The organism is Paraburkholderia sediminicola (assembly GCF_902859805.1).
Classification (GTDB): domain Bacteria; phylum Pseudomonadota; class Gammaproteobacteria; order Burkholderiales; family Burkholderiaceae; genus Paraburkholderia; species Paraburkholderia sediminicola.
The window spans coordinates 1-16,767 of the sequence record NZ_CADIKC010000014.1 but is presented as its reverse complement, the minus strand read 5'-3'; the positions used below and the strand labels follow the sequence as shown (position 1 = coordinate 16,767).

Genomic DNA, 16,767 nt, shown 5'->3' with positions numbered 1-16,767 from the left:
AAGCATGCACCTCCTGCACCCGCGAGCCTGAGGTCATGGAGAAGGGTGCACGTACACTTTTCTTTTTGACCAACCAATGGCGGCGAAGTTGCGAGAGCTCGGCAGCTTGCACCCATCAGTTGGGGGAATTCTTGCCAGATGCTACGGCTCCATAATGAGATGGGCATCGAATCCATGCGTGATCTTAGAGGCCGGCGGCCTTGTGTCACGCGCAAATCGCGGATCCACCGTGGCAAAGGAAGACGTATGTCAGGGCCTGCTCTTAAGACCATCCGCTCCCATATCAATGCGCAGACCCTGCAGATTCTCTTGGCGGTTGAGGAGCAAGGAAGCCTGACGCGCGCCGCGGCACAGGTAAGGCTGGTGCCGTCCGCGGTCAGCCGACGAATCGCTGAATTGGAGGCGACGATTGGCACACAACTCCTGCGTCGTACGCCTCAAGGGGTGGACTTCACTTCGGCTGGGAAAAGCGTCTTGGCGCGCGGCAGAAGAATCCTTGGCGAAATTGATGCATTGGCCGAGGAACTCTCGGCATTCGCTGGGGGGACCCGTGGAACCGTGCGCTTTGGGGGATCCGTGTTCGCACTCATCGATCACCTCTCTGACGACCTTGCTGCCTTTCGGCGTGAGTTCCCGCTGGTGACGTTGGAATTGCGTAGCCGAGCGAGCAGGGATGTGATTGCTGCATTGCTTAAGAACGAAATTGATGTTGGCGTATTCGCGTCCCCGGAAGTTCCGGACGGACTGACGGCGAAGGTGTATGAGGAGGATTCCCTTGCGTTACTCGTACCCGAAAGCCATACGCTCGCCAAGCGTAAGTCGGCGGGGCTTGCTGACATTGCCGACTTCGAAATCATTTCCACGCCCCGAGGTACAGAAACGCAGCGTTTAACTGCGGACCAAGCCCGTCGGCGCGGATTGCGCCTTCGCTCTTCAGTCGAAGTGTCTAGTTTGGATGCAATGGTGCGGATGGCACAGGCTGGCTTGGGCGTTGCCATTTTCCCGAGTCGGGCGTGGGAAGTACTTGGGCCATTCCGCGGGTTGCAAAGGGTCCCTATCGGGGAGCACTGGGCACGCCGGCAGATTTTGGTGGCAATGCCGGCGTCAACTTCGTTGGCAAGCCCAGCGGGAAAATTATTCGCGCGGCTAGCTAGCCGCCATTGATCCGATAGAGCCGCTGCATAAGCCGGTCTCTTCAGGGCGCGGATGGCGCTTTTCTGTGCGATGACACTGAGCCCAAGACGCATGCGCAGGTGCCCAAGACGGATGGCACTCGCCGGTCCAAAATGCATGCAATAGAAATGGATGCAAGGTAAGAGACATGAAAACTGATTTCACAGAGGCCCAACTTGCCCAGCCGCATTTGGCGGAGGCGGATCAGATCCTGCGGAGCTGTCAGCACTTCGGCTTCTGCACGTCAGGCTGTCCGACATATGTCCTTTTACATGACGAAAATGACGGTCCGCGCGGGCGTATCGATCTGATCAAGGAGATGTTGGAGTCCGATGCGCCACCGACAGATAAAGCTGTGGAGCACATCGACCGTTGTCTGTCGTGCATGTCTTGCATGACTACATGTGCCGTGAAGGTCGATTACATGCACCTCGTCGATACCGCGAGGGCGCACATCGCGGCAACGTATAAACGGCCGCTCGCTGAGCGCTTGCTGCGGCGAACTTTGGGCTACGTGTTGCCTCGTCCAGCTATGTTCCGCCTTGCGCTCGGCATGGGGCGTCTGATGGCTCCTTTCGAGCGATTTGCCCCGGCGAAGATGCGACACATGCTTCGACTGGTCCCGCCGGGTGCGGCGGCTGGACCATCCACACAACAGACAGTTTTCCCGTCTCAGGGGCCACGCAAATGGCGTGTCGCGCTGTTGGCCGGGTGCGTGCAGCCGGTCATGTCGCCCCACATTAACGTCGCAACGATTGCCTTATTGACGCGCTTTGGGTGTGAAGTGGTGGTGCCGCGATCCGCTGGCTGTTGCGGGTCCCTGAATCTGCACATGGGCGATACCGATGCGGCCCGAGGGTTTGCGCGTGCTAACGTGGCATCGTGGTTGCACGAGATAGATGGCGAGGGCCTCGACGCGATCCTGATCAATGCCTCGGGCTGCGGAACTACGGTGAAGGACTATGCGCACCTCCTGAGCGAAGACACGGAGGTCGCTTCTGGAGCGGCGCGCGTAGCAGCACTGGCAATGGATTTTTCTGAATGGCTCGTCCGTATGGAACTGCCGCCCCCCGAGCAAGCCCGACGGTATCGAGTGGCGTATCACGACGCGTGTTCGCTACGCAATGCGCAAAAGGTCACGGCGCAGCCGCGCAAGCTGTTGCGCAAAGCCGGATTCGAAGTGGTAGACGTGCCGGAGTCGCATTTTTGTTGTGGGTCGGCAGGCACGTACAACATGCTGCAACCCGAATTGGCCCGCCAGCTTGGGGAGCGAAAGGCTGAAAATATCGCTAGCACGTTGCCGCAAATCGTGGCAGCGGGAAACATCGGCTGCATTACGCAAATCGGTTTATACGCCCGAGTGCCGATCGTCCATACGGTCGAACTGCTCGACTGGGCATACGGGGGAGCATTGCCCCAGGCCTTGAATGGCCACGAGCTAGAGGCGCTTCCTGCAGAGCAAGCCATTGATGCTTCGCCGGAAGAGACTGCCGGTGCGCAGGTGATCCGATTCGTAAACAACAACGCATCCCGTGAAGGTGACGTGGGTGTCTGGTAATAATCGATACTGGAGAGAGACGTGAATCAAGAATTGCAGGCATTCCTTAAGAATGTCGGTGACGCTATCGGTCAGCAATGGGTAGACGTACGCGACGAGACGTTGGCTCGCTATGGTGAGCACACTCTTCCCGCCGCTTCACGGATTCCGTCAGCTGTGCTGTTCCCGGAATCGACGGAACAAGTGCGCCAAATAGTACTAGCGGCGAATCGGTATCGCGTCGAACTGTATCCTATCAGCACCGGCAATAACATCGGCCTTGGTTCTCGCGCACCGACTAGCGCCGGGCAGGTGGTGGTAGACCTGGGCTACCGCATGAACCGCATCTTGGAGATCAACGAAGAGACCTGTTACGCCGAGGTGGAGCCGGGGGTAAGCTTCCAGATGTTCCACGACGAGCTCGCCAGGCGCGGTAACAAGCTAATGGTATCTGCCACCTCCGGACCGCCGCACGGAGGTGTGCTCGGAAACGCGATGGACCGCGGTGCGGGATATGGGCCGTATTTCGACCATTTCGGCATGCTATGCGGCATGGAAATCGTGCTGGGGAACGGCGATGTCATCCGCACTGGGGACGGCAGCCTGAATACCGACAAGCCGATCAACTGGCACGTCTCCAAATTTTCGTCTGGGCCGGCGCTAGACGGACTGTTCGCGCAATCGAACTATGGCATCGTTACGCGCGTTGGAATCTGGCTTATGCCGAGGCCGCCGGTGTCAAAGTCGTTCCACTTCGTCTTTCCCGATGACGACGACATTGAGCAAATCATCGACCTGTGCCGTCCGCTCAAGCTGTCCAACTTCGTGCCATCGCTGTTCCGAATCGCCAACGATCTTTACGCAATCGCGCCCGAGGAGCGCAACGGCGAATACCTCGCGGGCAGCAAGGAATGTTTCTCAAATGAGGGCCGTTTAGCGCTACAACGCAAGCATACGCTCGGGGCGTGGCAAGTGTCGGGAATGTTCTATGGAGCATCCGATGCCGCCATCGAACCGATGATCCAACGCGTTCGGGCACATTTTGAACGGAGCGGCAAGGCGCACTTCATCAGCCATGAGGAAGCACTCGACATCGCACCCCTGCGCATCGCTATCGACTCGATGGACGGCAAGCCGAGCGCAGCGGAATTGGGAATGTTGCAATGGCGCCCTGGTAGCGGGAACTCCTGGTTCCTGCCGGGTACGCCGATGGTGGGGCGACAGGCCCTGGAACTCGACCGCATAGGACGCGCCATTTTCGCGAAGCACGGCATGGACTACATCGTCATGCATGTGGCTTCGGCGCGCTTTGCGCGTGGCCTCCACGTCCTGGTCTGGAACAAGGATGATCCAGAGGAGAACGCCCGCGCCGATGCCTGCTACCGTGAATTGACGGTTGAATTTGCCCGGCGCGGTGTGGGAGTGGGGCGTGCACCGGCCGATTACTACGAGCTCCATATGGAACAGATGATCCCGGAGTTTCGCGCCGCATGCGAAGCGATCAAAAAGGCGCTGGACCCCAACGGCGTAATCAGCCCGGGAAAGTACGGCATTCGTTTTTCGAACTAAGAGGAAAAAGGAACAGAAAGATGGAGCAACAACTGAATTGGCTGGGACCTGCGCGTGGCTCCCATATGATCGTGGCCGGGGGCTGCGGCGGCATTGGCCGGGAACTCGTGGCACAGGCCGTCGCATATGGCGTGGATGTGACGGTGCTGGATCTCCCAGGCAGCATCGTTCCGGCACATTGCATTGAGGGCGCCCGCTATATTAGCTTCGATGCTCGCGACGAGGCGTCCATCGGCGCAGCCATATCGAAGGTGGCCGACCAGTGGAAGCACGTGGATGCTTTTGTATTCCTGTGTGGCTACCCTATTCTGCCACGGCGTCCACTGTCCGAAGTTTCTCTGTCGGCATGGAATGACTTGATGCAGGTTAACCTTACATCCGCGTATCTATTGACTAATGCGTTGCTGCCGCTGTTGCGCGAAAGCGAGTGGCCATCGATTACGACGGTGGCGTCAAGCCTGGGCTACCAGGTGATGCCAGGCATGGGTGCCTACGCTACATCCAAGGGTGCGCTAGTAAGCCTGACGAAGGCGCTGGCAATGGAGCTGGCGCCGAAGATACGCGTGAATGCGGTGGCTCCCGGTGCCGTGGAGACGGAGTTCCTCGGTGGCGGCACTGGGCGTGAAGAGCTCGGTAACGACCGAACCTGGTTCGACGCAATGAGCGACAAATACGTGTCGGCTGTTCCGCTCGGCCGAGTCGCCGCGCCGTCGGATGTTGCGGGGCCAATTCTATTTTTGGCTGGAAGGGGGGCTGCGTACATGACCGGACAGGTGCTGCATCTCAATGGCGGCAGACTTACTCCTTGAGGCGGGCTATGGACGATTCGACTGCAGAATTCCAGTATGTTACAGGCCAGGCCAGACCTGGTTTCGCAGCGCTGTTTGCGCAGTTCGAGGACGAAAATTTGCGCGCGCTATGGGGGCGGACGTGGCGTCTCGACCTTCCCTATGGCGCGCACACTCGCCAGACCTTCGACTTATGCTTGGCGCGTGATGAGCCCATCGGGACTGTTATCTACTTCCACGCGGGCTACTGGCAGTCGCGTGATAAGGCGCAGTTTCGCTTCCTTGCTCCGGCACTGAACGATGCGGGCTATAACGTAGCGATGGTGAATTATCCTCTTTGTCCTGACGTAACTCTGCCGCAGCTGACCACCTGTGTCCGTGATGTAGTCGCTGCGGTATCGGAAGCATTGCCAAGGGCGCAGCATGACGTGCCGCTTATCGTCTCCGGTCACTCCGCTGGCGGCCACTTGAGTATCGAACTGGCACTTTCGCAGGATACGGATACGCCGAAGGGCAAGCGTATCGCCGGCATTGTGGCGATCAGCGGTATCTATGACCTCGCGCCACTCGTGCAGACATCGCTGAACGACAAATTGCGGCTTGACGATTCGTTGGCCCAGATGTGTTCACCTGCCAGCCGCGTGAAACAGCATATGCCGCCGGCCGTTTTTCTGGTAGGCGGTACGGAGACGCCGGAATTCTTGCGCCAAAGTCGGGAGATGTCGGGGGCATGGAGCGATTCCGGTAACGTAAGCTGCTATTGGCCGGTTGACGCGGAGGACCATTTCAGTGTTCTGTCGCAACTGCGCGCTCCCGATGGGCTGTTTCTCACAGCACTGCGGAAGCTAAACTGCCCGTAGACTGCTCAACGCCGAGAGCGGCGGTAGTCAGACGGGGGCACGCCAAAGCGCCTCTTGAAGAGATGATTGAAATGAGACACGTCGTTGAAGCCGCAGGCATACGCCACGCGCGATACGGGCAAGTCGGGGGCGTGCTCAAGCTTGCTCGCCGCCGACTGTAGCCGCTCTTCCGTGATGAAGCTGGTGAAGCTTGTCTCGATCTCGCGTAACGTCTGCTGCACCAGACGACGCGAGACGTTAAGGTGGCTTGCCACACTCTCCACGGACAGATGAGGGTCGCAGGCGTTTTGGCGGATAAAGCGCAACATGGCCTGTCGTCGAAACTCCTTGGACTCACATGCGGCGATGCTTTCTTGACCAGCGGTGATCTTGAGTAAGTTCGCGATGTTCGCAACGAGCAGCTCCATCTCGGATGACAGCAGAGGCGTAGGGCCGCGTGATAATTCGTCGAAATATTCCTTGAGAATCTTGGCGAACGGGCCGCTCGGCGTGAACGCCATGCAATGTCCGCCGAGCAGCGAAGGAATACGGTCTTCCAGCGTGCGGGCCGGGAGCTTTGCGATGATTCGACGCACCTCATGGGGGAAGACGACACGCATCGGGCGTCGCCCATCAATGATGGCAAGCGTTCCGGGAAGCTGTTCGAACTCCATATACCCTTGAGTGACATGGGCATTCCCCGCGAGTTGCCAGCTAACCAGGTATCCACCTTCTGAGGTGTCGCCCGGATACTCCCTGCCACATCGCAATTCATGGGGTCTGCTCCAGAACGAGGCACAGGCGATGCCGCTGTGTCGCCGCGCATGAATCTGTGCTGCGAAGGCCTCTTGTCCCATCTGAGCGACTTCGACGTCGTGAATCATGCTGCACACTACTTCGCGCCATAACTCGCTGCGATCGACGTTTGCGATAGATGTAGTTGTTGCGGTGGTTTCTTGCATTGCCTCGGAACTCCCTAGTCACATACCGGCCCGCTGATGCGGCATCCACCACCGACTTTATAAGGAATTCGCACGTATTTGCCTAGGGGTAGTACGTACGCCTAGGGTTCGCTGAGAGAAACCGCGTCGGTGCGCTGCACGATGATAAATTTCTGCCCCAATGCTAGGCTCAAACTGCTATAAAAACCATCGTCGAGCAGTAGAGCCAGTTCTACGGCTACACCCTCCAGGGTGGATACTTGTGAAGAACGACTCGCTAGTCTTCGACAATCGACGTGAGACCGTCATGCGCGGGCGGGGCGAGCTCTTTGACCGACTGCTCGTCGATGGCCACCCGACGTGCATGCGTTGGGGGCACCGTCCGTGAAAACCCCGAGGAACCTTGGGTGGCGACGCTTCTCGGAATGCTCTAAAATTGAATCTGAACTCATATTCGTTATATGGGTGATGCCGACGTCAGCCAGAAGCGAAAAAAGGCGCTCTCGGTATGGGTTCACTCCGACGCGTGGACCAGATTTGCGACAACCTAATCTTGTGCGTCACACACTGACTAAAAGCTGTACTCATACAGGAGTCCCCAAATGATTAGGGTTTGTCCACAAAGATCCATGCTCATCCCGGTGATCTCGCTCGGAGCGCTAATGGTATCTCCCAATGCTCACGCAACGGCTGGGATCTATTTAGATGGTTACGGTATCCATGCCGCGGGTATGGGAGGCACGTCCGTTGCATTTCCGCAGGACGTTCTCGTAACGGAGAGCAACCCGGCGGGCATGGCGTTACTGGGTACAAGATTTGATGAAGACTTCCAGGCCATCATAGGCCGGGTACATACGACCTTCGCTTCACCGGAGAACCACCTGACGGCTTCACCTATTGCGCCCGCTCTGGAAGGCGGTTTCAATTGGCAAGTTGCTCCGAAGTGGACCCTCGGGGTCGGGGTCGACGGTGCCGGGTTTGCTTCGAACTACGGCCAAACTCTTCTGCCGAATACGAAAGCCGGCGTTGCGAAGGCTAGTTTTACGGCGTTTAATGTTTTGCCGACTGTTACATACCGGCCTATTCCGAGCCTTTCGCTGGGGCTTTCGATGGTGCTGAGTTGGGAGCAGTTCCGCGCGAATGGGCTGGTGGCCTCAGGGCCCGATGGTGCGCCGATTGCCATTCCAAGTCACGGCAATTCAAGTGCGTTCGGTATTGGTTTCGGCACGGGTCTGCTGTGGCAACCTATTCCTTTGGTGAGTTTCGGTGCCGCATACTATAGCAAGGTTAACTACGGGAGGCTAAGCGGATATTCCGACGACATACTTGCAGCTTATGGGGGGCGTATCGATCAACCCTCCCGCCTAAACGTGGGCATTGCAGTGCATGTCACGCCGAGCGTCACGCTCGCCGTGGACGGCTCACGCATCTATTGGTCCTCCGTTGCTGTTTTCAGTGACCCGGCGACTTACGGATGGAAAGTTCAGAATGTACTTGGCGTTGGGCTTTCCTGGGACGTAAATTCGAAGTGGACACTGCGCCTCGGGGCCCACGCAACATCCAATCAATTCGGCACAGACAACACGGTCGCCAACATTCTGGGACCTGCGGTCATCCTCAGACGTTCCGTCTCGGCTGGGGTCAGCTACCGCGTTACACCAAAAGACGAAGTCAGTGCGGCTTTTACTTATGTCATTCCGAAAACTGTTGTCGGAACGGGGCCATCTGCTGGCACCAGCATCAAGGCCAATATGCAGTACCTTGGAATTGGTTATTCGCATAACTTCTGATGCAGACGTGGCGGCTCCGCCTGACTCGAGCGTCCAAGCTTGAGCCCAGGCGAATTTTCTAGAACACCGCTCTATTCGAATAGCGGTAATCCAATACCAATAGGGACAGGGAGGTTCCAAGTGACCATTCAGCCGGACAGTCAAGCCGCAGCTTCTCGCGAAGAGGTTCAGCGAGTTTTCGATTTGCAGCGCCGCACCCGTTGGAGTGCGCGAAAGACGACTGCGGAGCAACGCAAACAGACTTTGCTTCGACTGCGAGAAGCCCTATCCGCGCGTACCGATGACATTGTCAAGGCTTTGGCGGATGACATGGGGCGCCCTGCGGATGTCGCTGCCATGGAAGTGTTCCAGCCCATCCGAAAGATTGATGAAACTATCAAACATCTTGACGATTGGATGGCCCCCACCCCTGTGTCTAATTTGGTCCAGGCGTCATCGGCTGCGATTCGCTGGGAGCCCCGGGGTGTCGTGTTGCTCTTTGGTCCATGGAATTTCCCCATTTCTTTGGTATTTGAACCGCTCGTCGCGCTTCTCGCTGCGGGCAACACTGCGGTCGTTAAGCCCAATGAGATCGCTCCCGCTTCGAGTCGTATTACGGCGGAGATCATCCGTGACGTCTTCGAGGAACGGGAGGTTGCGGCGATCGAGGGCGGGATCGATGTCGCGGAAGCGTTGCTCGAGTTGCCGTTTGACCATATTTTCCTTACGGGCAGCCCCAAAGTTGGGCGCGCCGTCATGGCTGCCGCGGCGAAGAATCTTTCCTCTGTAACGTTGGAACTTGGGGGGAAGTCGCCGGCGATCATCGATACAACGGCAGATCTCGATGCGGTGGTCGATCAGCTGGGCGTGGCAACGATGGTCAACTGCGGTCAAGTGTGCTTGAGCGTCGACTACATTCTTGTTCCAAACAGACTGCGCGACGAACTGGTGACCAGGCTCAGCGCCTTTTTCAAGAATACCTTCTACGCCGACGGTGTCTACCAGGCGTCACGAAACTCTCGCATCGTCAATGGTGCTAACTTCAAGCGATTGAAGGGTTATCTTGACGATGCCGTAGAACGAGGGGCGACTGTCGCATTCGGCGGCAAGGCCTATGAGGACGCGCTAGTCATTGAACCAACTATTTTGATCGATGTCCCTGCCGAGGCTGATGTCTTGTCTAATGAAATCTTCGGACCGATAGTTCCTGTCGTCGGATACGACGACGTCGACAACATCATCAGTCACGTCCGAGGTGGGACGAACCCGCTCGCCATGTTCATTTTCTCCAAAGACAATCAGTTCGTTGAGCAGGTTCTGGAGAATACCTCTTCAGGTGGGGTCACAGTCAACGGATGGGCGGTCCACTATTGGGAGGACGCTCTGCCGTTCGGCGGCATCGGTGACAGCGGGATGGGTCGATATCACGGCATCGCAGGTTTTCGTGAGTTCTCACATAGTCGAGCAGTAGCCTTCGGCTGAACCGGCACGCAAGGACAAAGCTGATAACTGCCTCCGGTCAACGGGGGCTTACGTAGGAAAACACCATGAAAGCTGCACTAGTACGGAAATACGGCGCAGGGTTTGTTACAGAAGAAGTCGAGATCGCCACACCCCTCGGGCGAGAGGTACTCGTAGACGTTAAGGCGTCGGGCTTATGTCACACGGACCTCAGCGTGTCGCAGTTTGATCTGGGAACGCCGCTTCCCCTGGCCCTAGGTCACGAGGTGGCCGGAGTCGTTGCGGCGATAGGGCCGGAAGTATCGGAGTTCGCCGTCGGAGACCATGTCGTGGGTTGTCTGCTTCAAGTTTGCGGCAACTGCGTCGACTGTCTAGCCGGGCGCTCGTATCAATGCCGGCACCCTGAAAAGACTCTTCGCCACGCTGATCAGCCGCCTCGCCTGAGTGTAAAGGGCTGTTGTGTGACGCAGGGCTTTGGTCTTGGTGGATTCGCGCAAAAAGCGCTCATCCATGAAAACCAGCTTGTTAAAGTGGACGAGCGTGTACCGTTTCCCCAGGCGGCGCTGCTGGGGTGTGGCGTGGTCACCGGTGCCGGCGCTGTCATCAATACTTCCAACACGCAGGCTGGAGACTCCGTCGTTATCATCGGTGTTGGTGGTGTCGGTCTCAATGCAATCAACGGCGCCGTCGTTGCGGGCGCGTCGATTATCATCGCGGTCGACATCAGTGACGACAAGCTCGAGAAGGCGAAGAAGTTCGGTGCCACGCACACCATCAATTCGAGCAAAGTTGATCCCGTCGCTGAAGTTCTCGCTATCACAGGTCGGGCGGGTGCCGACTCGGCGTTCGATTTCGTTGGTGCTCCCTCTGTTACGCAAGCGGGCCTTGATATGCTTCGGATCGGAGGCGGGCTCTATCTGATTGGCGCTACCGATCCGACATCGAGCATCCAGGTTTCCAACCTCAATCTCGTCCTTTCTCAAAAGAAGATTCAAGGGGTCTACATGGGCTCTGCGACGGCGAAGCGTGACATTCCCCTGTATGTCGAAATGTACCTCCAGGGTCGGTTTGAACTTGACGGACTCGTCAGCCGCGAGATCGCGCTGGACGCCGTGAACGAAGGTTACGCGGCGCTGAAGGAGCCCGGTGTCGCCCGTGTGGTGATCACATCCGGTCTTAGTTGAAAGAGTACGGCCACCGAGGTCGCAAGCTCTACGTCTCTGACGTATTGACGTCAACGAAGTGTTAGGGATAACGACGGCCCGCCGACCTGATTCTCAAGGAGTAGACATGACAGATCAAAGAGTTTTTTTTGCAACAGAGCATCCGTTCGATACCGACAAAGACATATCGAGCGATGCATTCTGGGCGCGTTCGTTTCGTGAACGTGACGAGACCTTTGCCTGGTTGCGCGCGAACGCTGCGGTCAGTTGGCATCGACCGATGGACGGGCAGGGCTTTCCGCACAATGAGGCCGGTTTTTGGGCGGTGACCAAGGCGGCCGACATCCGTTACGTCAGTCAGAACCACGAACTCTTCAGTTCCGCTATCTCGCGAACGTTGCACGCACGGCCCACGCCGCCGTTCGATCCCAGCATGCTTCTTTCCGATCCCCCTGAACACGAGCGGTATCGGCAGATGATCAGCGCGGCCTTCACCCCGAAAGCGGTTGGCCGGCTTGTGGAGAAAATCGAGCAGAGGGCGGGCGAGATCGTGGACCGTGTCGTAGGCGCTGGCAACATTGATTTCGTGCACGAGGTCTCGTCCCGTCTCCCCATGCTCACGATCGCCGATCTCTTTGGCATCCCGGATCACTTGGTGGAATCGTTTACGCAGGCCGGAGATAAGTTCGCAACCGCCTTTGACCCACGAGTGCGGCCGGACGGTATGGGCCCGATGGAGTTTATTGGTCAACAAATCGCAGCTATCAACGAGATTGGCGTTGAGGTTGTCAACTACAGGCGCAAGAACCCTGCAGAAGATCTGGCGACGGCGCTCGGTCAAGCCAGGCACGACGGCAGGGCGCTGACCGACGCAGAAATCGGAGCGGTCACCCTACTACTTAGTACCGCCGGGAACGACACAACGAAACAGACAACATCCTGGTCCGTACATCAATTGTGGAACGATCCGGTGCAAAAAAAGTGGCTTGCCGAGGACTATGACAATCGCATCGGTGCCGCAATCGAAGAATTCGTACGCCACACTTCGCCGGTACAGACGTTCTCCCGCACTGCAACGGGAGATATCGAACTTGGCGGTAAGCAGATCGCCAAGCATGACAAGGTGGTGATGTACTACGGCTCGGGCAACCGAGACGAGGAGGTCTTTAAAGATCCGTGGAAATTTGATCTAAGTCGAACCCCAAATCCGCACGTTGGATTCGGCGGAGGCGGTATTCACTACTGCCTTGGTAACGCCATTGCTAAGGCTCAAATGCGTGCTTTATTCCGCCAGTTCCTCGAAAAGCTCTCTAATATGGAGGTGGGAGAGCCCGAGTTCCTGGTCAGTGAGGTATTCAACTACACGCGCCGTCTACCGGTACATATCCCTTGACAAGGCCGAGAAGCGGCAATGCATAAATACGTACGATAAAGTAAGTGTGAGGCGCCGCCCACAGTTCTGGGTGGCGTGCTCGAGAGGAAAGAATCATGAAGATCGCTCAAGAAGGAATCGTGAAGATAATCGTCGACCGTTCTCGCTGTACCGGAATTGGACTTTGTGAGTCCATCGCAGAGGATTACTTTGAAGTCGGTGATGACGGCGTGCTAACTCTCATCCGGGGCGAATCAGTGCCCCCGGAGGAGTTCGAAAGGATAAGAGAAGCTGTGCAAAGCTGTCCTGCTCGTGCCCTTTCGCTTAAGGTCGAGCAATGACTGCCGTAGCCAACGCCCCTCTGGTCGTTATCGGAGCTTCTCTGGCAGGGCTGCGCGCTGTGCAAGCTGCGCGCGCTAGCGGCTACACTGGCCGAGTCATTTTGATCGGCTCCGAAAGGCACGTGCCTTACGATCGGCCGCCTCTGTCGAAGCAGTTTCTTCTGCCTGGCACTTCGCCAGACTTCCTGACTGCCGAGGAAGAGCTTCGCAATGAACTTGATGTGGAAGTCAGGTTGTCGAGTACTGCGACTTCCCTGGATTCGCAGGCACACGTTGTAACCGTCAACGGCGAGCCCGTTACCTATGGACGACTGATCGTTGCTACCGGTGCGGGTCCGCGCACGTTACCGAACGTCCCCGCACTACGGGGGGTTGTGACGCTACGCACCTTGGACGACGCCAAATCGTTGCGCGAGCACATTACCCCAGGAAAGCGCATTGTTGTAATCGGCGCAGGGTTCATAGGGTCGGAGATCGCGTCCTCTGCCAAGGCGTCCGGAGCTGATGTAATAATTCTTGAGGCGGCTCCAGCTCCACTTAAGCGCGCACTGGGCGAGGTTGTTGGGCAGGTTGTTTCTCGATTGCACGCGCGAAACGACGTGCAACTGCATCTGTCCGCCCGAATCGAAGGTCTTGAAGGGAAGGAAGCGGTTAGTGGTGTCCGACTTACCGGTGGAACTATTATCCCAGCGGACATCGTGGTAGTTGGGATCGGTGCAGCGCCCGCAACTTCGTGGTTGATCGGAAGCGGTGTTGAGCTCAGTCCGCTCGATGGCGGAATTGTCTGCGACGCCCAACTCCGCACATCGGTGCCCGATGTATACGCTGCCGGGGACGTGGTTCATTGGCCAAATTCGATCATGGATTCGACGATGCGTCTGGAGAATTGGACGAACGCGGCGGATCAGGGCCGCCACGCCGCTCAGAACGCGGTTTCGCCCGAGACTGCGAAACCGTACTTCACCGTGCCATATTTCTGGAGCGATTGGTACGGTCAGCGCCTCCAGGTTGTGGGCAAAGCCGAGTGCGATGAGGTCGTGTTGGTGTCCGGACACGAAGACAGCGATCGATGGGTCGCTCTGTATCGGGCGGGGGAGCGGCTGATCGGTGCAGCGACGCTGAACGAGCCACGCCGGATTATGAAGTACCGACGTGTGATTGCCGAAAGGATTTCGTGGAATGATGCGCGCGCGCTATTCCCATCTGACTGATACTGCCTCTATCCATGATTAAATCTTTTACTTGGCGGATTAAAGATACCTTCGTCGACTACGTGCGAAGGTTCGGCAGCGTAACCGTTGTTGAGCCTGCGGGCGAGGACGGAGAAGGCTTCGTGTTCCCGCTTGAGGCATCGGAATCGGGACTACTGCGATTCAAAGGAAGCGTGGAGTTCTCCGCGCACGGAGGTCTGCTCTCCGCCTGTGTTGCGAACCCATGGGTGCACGCGGAATCCGCAGGCAGCTATGTCACTATCGACGGAACGGCGCGGACCCAGACCGAAGGTTCTCGCCTGCGTTTGGCGGAGATCGCCGGCGCGATCAGTCCTGATGCGGTCCTTGGAACATATTCGGCGGTTCTCTCAGAAGTAGGCGTCGCCCTCTTCGAATATCGGTACGAAGCCGGAGATTCTCTCGCACATGTGCGGTTAGCGTGATCTTATCGAGCCACCGCACTTGTCCCGTCCCGAAGAGACGGTGTTTTCGCTGCGTTTCTAATGAGGAAAACGAGGTCTACCGACTACAGTAAGCGCCTCGCGAACGCCGTTCGCAGCAATACGCACGTGCGCCATGCATCGTGATGCTGATCGGGCGGGGCGGTACATGTCGATACGAGTATCACGATGCGCCCCGATTTTTTCTGTAATTTTTCGATGTGCAGTGGTGCATTTATGACAATCAAGATAAGGCTCAGAATTCTGATAGTGGCCACACTTATTGCCACCGGTGTTGGCATCGTCGTGACGGCCCTCGGCTTCAATGCCGTAAGCAGTGCGGAGGCAGACTCGAACCGCCGCGAGAAACAGATACGCGGCCTGACTGAAATTAAGGCCAGCGCCCTTTCGACGGTCGAGCACGATCCGACCTCCAACGATACGAAGAAGATGTTCGCCGATGCGGAGCAGAACATCGGCAAGTGGAGCGAGACGATTGCCCCCTGTTCGACTCCGCCGATGAGCGGACCCGGTTGGCGGCGCTGCGAGCCCAAGGGATTGCTTACGATCGGAACTCACATCAGCTGATTGAGCTCGCGGCCACCGATGCGAAGGCCGCCAACGATCAGGTGGTCGCAGTCTATCATTCCGATTTCGAGCCGCTCATTGCGACCATCGAGACCCTCGTCGCAGATGTGGGCAAGCGCGGCGAGCGGGCCGAACAACATGCCGCGCAGACCCGCGCGAATGTCGTCAAGATCGTCATCTCCGTGCTCGTCATTGTAATGGTGCTCGTCGTCGGATGCATCGTGTTGCTCTCCCGTTCGATCCATCGGTCATTGGTGAGTTTCCAGGGAACGCTGCAGCAGGCGAGCGATTCGCTGGACCTGACGATGCGAGTACCAATCCAGGGCAATGACGAAATCAGCCAGGCGGCGACCGCCTTCAACCATTTGATCGACCGGATCGGTGAAGTCATGACCGCGGTACGTGATTCTGTCCAATCGGTTAATATTGCATCAAAACAGATTGCTGCAGGCAATGTCGATTTATCGAGCCGCACGGAAGAACAAGCCGCTTCTCTTCAGCAAACAGCCGCGAGCATGGAGGAACTGGCCGGCACAGTGCGGCAGAACGCGGAGAACGCCCGTCAAGCCAACGGGCTCGCGCAGTCCTCCGCCGCTGTCGCCGTGCAGGGAGGCAACGTGGTAGGCGAGGTGGTCGCGACGATGGAACAGATCAACGCGAGCTCCGAGAAGATCGCCGATATCATTGGCGTCATCGACGGCATCGCATTCCAGACCAACATTCTCGCCCTCAACGCCGCGGTGGAAGCCGCGCGTGCGGGCGAGCACGGCCGGGGCTTCGCCGTCGTCGCCGCCGAAGTGCGTACGCTCGCGCAACGTGCGGCCGCCGCGGCCAAGGAAATCAAGGCGCTGATCGAGAACTCCGTAAGCCAGATCGAAGCCGGGACGAAGCTCGTCGATCGGGCGGGCAAAACCATGGGCGAAGTGGTAGGCAGCATCAAGCGCGTGACGGACATCATGGGCGAAATCGCGATCGCTTCTCACGAACAGAGTAAGGGCATTGATCAGGTCGGGCGAGCCGTCACGCAAATGGACGAGGCGACCCAGCGAAATGCGGCACTGGTGGAGCAGGCCGCCGCAACTGCACGGTCACTCGACGATCAAGCCACGAAGCTTCACACTGGGGTCAGCGTTTTCCAGTTCTAGGCATCTAGACAAGCATGCGTTTCGGCGACACGGCGCATCGGATTCCCATCCCTCGATCAAAATCTAAGGCAACAATCGAAAGGCCGACACGCCGTTCGTCATGCCGCCAGACATTGATGCCAGAAGCTACTTCGCGGAAACCGAGGGGTTGCTGGGACGAGGCCCGCACCACGACACGCACGAACGCAAGAAGCGCGGACGGAACATCAAGATCGCAAAAGGCGATTCCTTTCGGATTCGCCACGAGCAGCAGCCATTGTTCGAGCAGTGACCATCGGTAGAACACCACACCGCGCGTGATCCCTCCCATCAGCTCAATGTGCGGATTTCGGGGAAGGCGAACGCTCGTTTCGGTGAAGTCGAACAAGCTGGAGGGCGGTGCTGCGAGGTGCATGGATTGTAGCGTGAGTGTTCGAGATCAGGCTACGCC

16 protein-coding genes are annotated in these 16,767 nt (G+C 57.7%); 14 read left to right on the top strand and 2 right to left on the bottom strand.

What is annotated here, in order from left to right:
• Positions 1–246: 246 nt before the first annotated feature.
• The 5 genes from R8871_RS33235 (at position 247) to R8871_RS33215 (ending at position 5,927) form a co-directional block, all read left to right on the top strand.
• Positions 247–1,164: a LysR family transcriptional regulator gene (locus tag R8871_RS33235; RefSeq protein ID WP_175054189.1), complete on the top strand. Its 918-nt coding sequence runs from the start codon at positions 247–249 to the stop codon at positions 1,162–1,164.
• A gap of 157 nt (positions 1,165–1,321) precedes the next feature.
• Entirely contained in the window at positions 1,322–2,731 is a 1,410-nt protein-coding gene (glcF, locus tag R8871_RS33230) for a glycolate oxidase subunit GlcF (RefSeq protein WP_175054188.1), read from the top strand.
• 21 nt (positions 2,732–2,752) lie between these two features.
• Positions 2,753–4,279 carry an FAD-binding oxidoreductase gene (locus tag R8871_RS33225; protein ID WP_175054187.1) on the top strand — a complete coding sequence of 509 codons (1,527 nt, stop codon included), beginning with the start codon at positions 2,753–2,755 and terminating at the stop codon, positions 4,277–4,279.
• 20 nt (positions 4,280–4,299) lie between these two features.
• Entirely contained in the window at positions 4,300–5,088 is a 789-nt protein-coding gene (locus R8871_RS33220; protein ID WP_175054186.1) for an SDR family NAD(P)-dependent oxidoreductase, read from the top strand.
• Positions 5,089–5,096: 8 nt separating this feature from the next.
• Positions 5,097–5,927, top strand: coding sequence for an alpha/beta hydrolase (locus tag R8871_RS33215; RefSeq protein ID WP_175054185.1), 831 nt, complete (start codon positions 5,097–5,099; stop codon positions 5,925–5,927).
• Positions 5,928–5,932: 5 nt separating this feature from the next.
• Here the strand turns inward: R8871_RS33215 and R8871_RS33210 are convergent, their stop codons facing one another.
• Positions 5,933–6,868: an AraC family transcriptional regulator gene (locus R8871_RS33210; RefSeq protein ID WP_175054184.1), complete on the bottom strand. Its 936-nt coding sequence runs from the start codon at positions 6,866–6,868 to the stop codon at positions 5,933–5,935.
• Between the two features lie 641 nt (positions 6,869–7,509).
• Between R8871_RS33210 and R8871_RS33205 the strand changes: the two genes are divergently transcribed.
• From R8871_RS33205 to R8871_RS33165, 9 genes are all read left to right on the top strand, one after another.
• The gene (locus tag R8871_RS33205; RefSeq protein WP_175054183.1) at positions 7,510–8,637 is read left to right on the top strand and encodes an OmpP1/FadL family transporter; all 1,128 of its coding nucleotides are present in this window, start codon (positions 7,510–7,512) and stop codon (positions 8,635–8,637) included.
• Between the two features lie 120 nt (positions 8,638–8,757).
• The gene (locus R8871_RS33200) at positions 8,758–10,098 is read left to right on the top strand and encodes an aldehyde dehydrogenase family protein (RefSeq protein ID WP_246287927.1); all 1,341 of its coding nucleotides are present in this window, start codon (positions 8,758–8,760) and stop codon (positions 10,096–10,098) included.
• A gap of 65 nt (positions 10,099–10,163) precedes the next feature.
• Positions 10,164–11,261 (top strand): zinc-binding dehydrogenase, encoded by a 1,098-nt coding sequence (locus R8871_RS33195; RefSeq protein WP_175054182.1) that lies wholly within the window; start codon positions 10,164–10,166, stop codon positions 11,259–11,261.
• 106 nt (positions 11,262–11,367) lie between these two features.
• Positions 11,368–12,633, top strand: a complete 1,266-nt coding sequence (locus R8871_RS33190; RefSeq protein ID WP_175054181.1) for a cytochrome P450 — start codon at positions 11,368–11,370, stop codon at positions 12,631–12,633.
• 95 nt (positions 12,634–12,728) lie between these two features.
• Positions 12,729–12,953: a ferredoxin gene (locus R8871_RS33185; protein ID WP_217468931.1), complete on the top strand. Its 225-nt coding sequence runs from the start codon at positions 12,729–12,731 to the stop codon at positions 12,951–12,953.
• A complete protein-coding gene (locus R8871_RS33180) occupies positions 12,950–14,164 on the top strand; it encodes an NAD(P)/FAD-dependent oxidoreductase (RefSeq protein WP_175054180.1) in 1,215 nt (404 codons plus the stop codon). The genes R8871_RS33185 and R8871_RS33180 overlap by 4 nt, the downstream gene beginning before the upstream one ends.
• Positions 14,165–14,178: 14 nt before the next feature.
• Positions 14,179–14,607, top strand: coding sequence for an HtaA domain-containing protein (locus tag R8871_RS33175; protein WP_175054179.1), 429 nt, complete (start codon positions 14,179–14,181; stop codon positions 14,605–14,607).
• 186 nt (positions 14,608–14,793) lie between these two features.
• Complete coding sequence (locus R8871_RS33170; RefSeq protein ID WP_175054178.1) at positions 14,794–15,192, top strand: hypothetical protein; 399 nt, start codon at positions 14,794–14,796, stop codon at positions 15,190–15,192.
• Positions 15,138–16,337, top strand: coding sequence for a methyl-accepting chemotaxis protein (locus R8871_RS33165; RefSeq protein ID WP_281370266.1), 1,200 nt, complete (start codon positions 15,138–15,140; stop codon positions 16,335–16,337). Before R8871_RS33170 ends, R8871_RS33165 begins: the two co-directional genes overlap by 55 nt.
• Positions 16,338–16,341: 4 nt before the next feature.
• Here R8871_RS33165 and R8871_RS33160 read toward each other — a convergent pair whose 3' ends face one another.
• Positions 16,342–16,731 carry a hypothetical protein gene (locus R8871_RS33160; RefSeq protein ID WP_175054177.1) on the bottom strand — a complete coding sequence of 130 codons (390 nt, stop codon included), beginning with the start codon at positions 16,729–16,731 and terminating at the stop codon, positions 16,342–16,344.
• Positions 16,732–16,767: the final 36 nt, after the last annotated feature.

Excerpts from the sequence above, each read along its gene's own strand:
- R8871_RS33205 (WP_175054183.1), top strand. The coding sequence starts at position 7,510 with ATGGTATCTCCCAATGCTCACGCAACGGCTGGGATCTATTTAGATGGT.
- R8871_RS33220 (WP_175054186.1), top strand. The coding sequence starts at position 4,300 with ATGGAGCAACAACTGAATTGGCTGGGACCTGCGCGTGGCTCCCATATG.
- R8871_RS33235 (WP_175054189.1), top strand. The coding sequence starts at position 247 with ATGTCAGGGCCTGCTCTTAAGACCATCCGCTCCCATATCAATGCGCAG.
- R8871_RS33185 (WP_217468931.1), top strand. The coding sequence starts at position 12,729 with ATGAAGATCGCTCAAGAAGGAATCGTGAAGATAATCGTCGACCGTTCT.
- R8871_RS33180 (WP_175054180.1), top strand. The coding sequence starts at position 12,950 with ATGACTGCCGTAGCCAACGCCCCTCTGGTCGTTATCGGAGCTTCTCTG.
- R8871_RS33215 (WP_175054185.1), top strand. The coding sequence starts at position 5,097 with ATGGACGATTCGACTGCAGAATTCCAGTATGTTACAGGCCAGGCCAGA.
- glcF (WP_175054188.1), top strand. The coding sequence starts at position 1,322 with ATGAAAACTGATTTCACAGAGGCCCAACTTGCCCAGCCGCATTTGGCG.
- R8871_RS33175 (WP_175054179.1), top strand. The coding sequence starts at position 14,179 with ATGATTAAATCTTTTACTTGGCGGATTAAAGATACCTTCGTCGACTAC.
- R8871_RS33170 (WP_175054178.1), top strand. The coding sequence starts at position 14,794 with ATGCGCCCCGATTTTTTCTGTAATTTTTCGATGTGCAGTGGTGCATTT.
- R8871_RS33160 (WP_175054177.1), bottom strand. The coding sequence starts at position 16,731 with ATGCACCTCGCAGCACCGCCCTCCAGCTTGTTCGACTTCACCGAAACG.
- R8871_RS33195 (WP_175054182.1), top strand. The coding sequence starts at position 10,164 with ATGAAAGCTGCACTAGTACGGAAATACGGCGCAGGGTTTGTTACAGAA.
- R8871_RS33210 (WP_175054184.1), bottom strand. The coding sequence starts at position 6,868 with ATGCAAGAAACCACCGCAACAACTACATCTATCGCAAACGTCGATCGC.
- R8871_RS33190 (WP_175054181.1), top strand. The coding sequence starts at position 11,368 with ATGACAGATCAAAGAGTTTTTTTTGCAACAGAGCATCCGTTCGATACC.